Source organism: Psychrobacter sp. 2Y5, assembly GCF_051847375.1.
In the GTDB taxonomy this organism is placed as follows: Bacteria; Pseudomonadota; Gammaproteobacteria; order Pseudomonadales; family Moraxellaceae; genus Psychrobacter.
Genome location: NZ_JBPYDA010000026.1, coordinates 1 through 2539 on the forward strand (window position 1 = coordinate 1; position 2539 = coordinate 2539).

The window sequence follows — 2539 nt, forward strand, 5'->3', positions numbered from 1 at the left end:
GACTTTATTTAACGGTGCAACATTGACGTTCAATGACTGTACACCAGACTTCTTAGCTTCCGGTGCATTTTTGATCTGAGCTGCTGTTAGGGCATTTTGAGCTGCTTGCGTGGCTTGGTTCGCGGCAGTAACTTGGGCTTCTGCTGCAGCAACGGCATCAGCTTGAGCTTGCTGAGCCGCGCTAGCTTTGGCATTGGCCGCGTCAAGTGCAGCTTGGCGACGGTCGACTTCGGCTTGTAGCGCTTCGGTGCTACCGCCATTCGCTAGGGCATCTTCTAAAGCTTTTTCTGCTGCAGCTAGGTCTTCTTGCGCTTTGGCAAGCTCACTTTTGGCTTGATTCGCTTCTGCTTGGGCATCAGCGGCTTTTTGTTTCTCAAGAGCAGCTTGGGCTTGTGCAGCTGTGGCTTGTTGATTAGCCTTATCTGCTTTGGCATTAGCTGCTTTGACTGCCTCAGCTGCATCGGTTTTCGCTTTAGTAGCCTCAGCCTTGGCTTTCGCTTCTGCTGCTTCTGCCGCTTCAGCTCGTGTTTTGGCCGCTTCAGCTTCGGCTTTAGCATCATTCGCTTGTTGATTGGCTTCGGCAACTTTCTTATTAGCCTCTGCTTTCGCTTCACCAATCGCTTTGTCGGCTGCTTGTTGCGCTTTTATAGCTGCATCTTCGGCTGCTGCTTGAGCAGTCTCCGCAGCTTGTCTTGCCGCTTTCGCTGTCGATGCCGCTTGTAGTGCTGCGGCTTCTGCAGCCTCTGCTGCGGCTGCGCGTTCTAATGCAGCGGCCAGTTGGTCTTCACCATTGCCACCATTTGCTAAGGCATCTTCTGCTTTTGCCAAGGCTTCTTGTGCTTTCACAGCGTCCGCTTGTGCTTTGTCAGCAGCAGCTTGGGCAGCGTCGGCTTGGGCTTGAACGCCAGCGATAGCAGCATTGGCCTTATCAGCATCAGCTTGCGCTTTAATAGCCGCTTGTTCAGCAGAGGTTTGCTTGTCGCTCTTGGCACCATAAGTACCTTGAGCGCCATTACCTTCGTAGACACCGCCTAAGTATTGTCCATCACCGCCAAAGAATCCACCATCAGCATTGTAACCGTCTTTGCTTCCTGAGAATTGGTTACCATTGATAGAGGCTTCTAAACCAATTTTCTTATCACTGAAAGTTAAATCACCTTTGAGGTTCTTGGCGACAAAGTCTGCGGTAAACGCTGATTGACCAAATTCAATAGCACTGTCTTTACCGAGTGCACGATAAGTAGCGTCACCGGTATAGCCAACAGTACCTTCAGTTGGCATATTAGCGGCTTGTGTGGCGTTACCAACTACAGCTACCCCGTTTACCGGTAACAAGCCAGCAGCTGCGCCATCGATATGAGCCACTCTTAAGTCGTCACTAAAGTCTTTATAGGTTGAGGTATAAATTAAGTCTTGCTCACCCAGTGTAGCTGTGACAACTTTGGTGACATTATCAAATGATTTGAAACCGTTAGAATCCGCAACTTCTGCATCATTGTTACCACTGACTTTAAGCGCTACAGGATCAGAGACTAACCCTCCAGACGCGATGTCTGCACGAGCTTCTACTTGCGTCTTATCCGTAATGCCAAAGTCACGAGTCGTGGTTGTCAACATGCCTTGTCCTACGCCTGAGGCGTCAATACTGACATGCTGTACACCAGTTTTCTTGGCTTCCGGCGCATTCTTGATCTGAGCTGCTGTTAGGGCATCTTGAGCTGCTTGCGTGGCTTGGTTCGCGGCAGTAACTTGGGCTTCTGCTGCAGCAACGGCATCAGCTTGAGCTTGCTGAGCCGCGCTAGCTTTGGCATTGGCCGCTTCAAGGGCAGCTTGGCGGCGCTCCACTTCTGCTTGTAATGCTTCGGTGCTACCGCCTGAGGCTAGTGCCTCTTCTAAAGCTTTTTCTGCTGCGGCTAAGTCTTCTTGCGCTTTGGCAAGCTCACTTTTGGCTTGATTCGCTTCTGCTTGGGCATCAGCGGCTTTTTGTTTCTCAAGAGCAGCTTGGGCTTGTGCAGCTGTGGCTTGTTGATTAGCCTTATCTGCTTTGGCATTAGCTGCTTTGACTGCCTCAGCTGCATCGGTTTTCGCTTTAGTAGCCTCAGCCTTGGCTTTTGCTTCGGCAGCTTTAGCATCGTTAGCTTCTTTTTCGGCAACGGTAGCTTGAGCTTGTGCATCGCTGGCTTGCTTATTAGCTTCGGCTACTTTTTTGTTAGCCTCTGCTTTAGCTTCTCCAATCGCTTTGTCGGCTGCATCTTTTGCCGCTTTGGCAGCATTTTCTGCAGCGGTTTTTGCTTTTAGTGCAGCGACTCTTGCTACCTCAGCAGTTTCTGCGGCTTTTAGAGCTTTCGCTTCTGCTTCTTCGGCAGCAGCTGCACGCGCTATTGCATCCTTTAGGACCGCTTCACTATTACCTGCGTTGTCTGCGGCCTCCTGAGCTTTGGCAGCAGCAGCTTGAGCTTTAGCAGCATCTTCTTTGGCTTTATTTGCAGCAGCAGTTGAAGCAGCGGCTTGTGCTTGAGCGTCTTTTAGCGCTTTATTA

1 protein-coding gene is annotated in these 2539 nt (G+C 50.6%); it reads right to left on the reverse strand.

The annotated features are described in order from the left end of the window. Window positions 1-2539: HupA family protein (locus tag ACS8E3_RS12945; protein WP_439244747.1), on the reverse strand; the 2539-nt coding region annotated here is incomplete at both ends.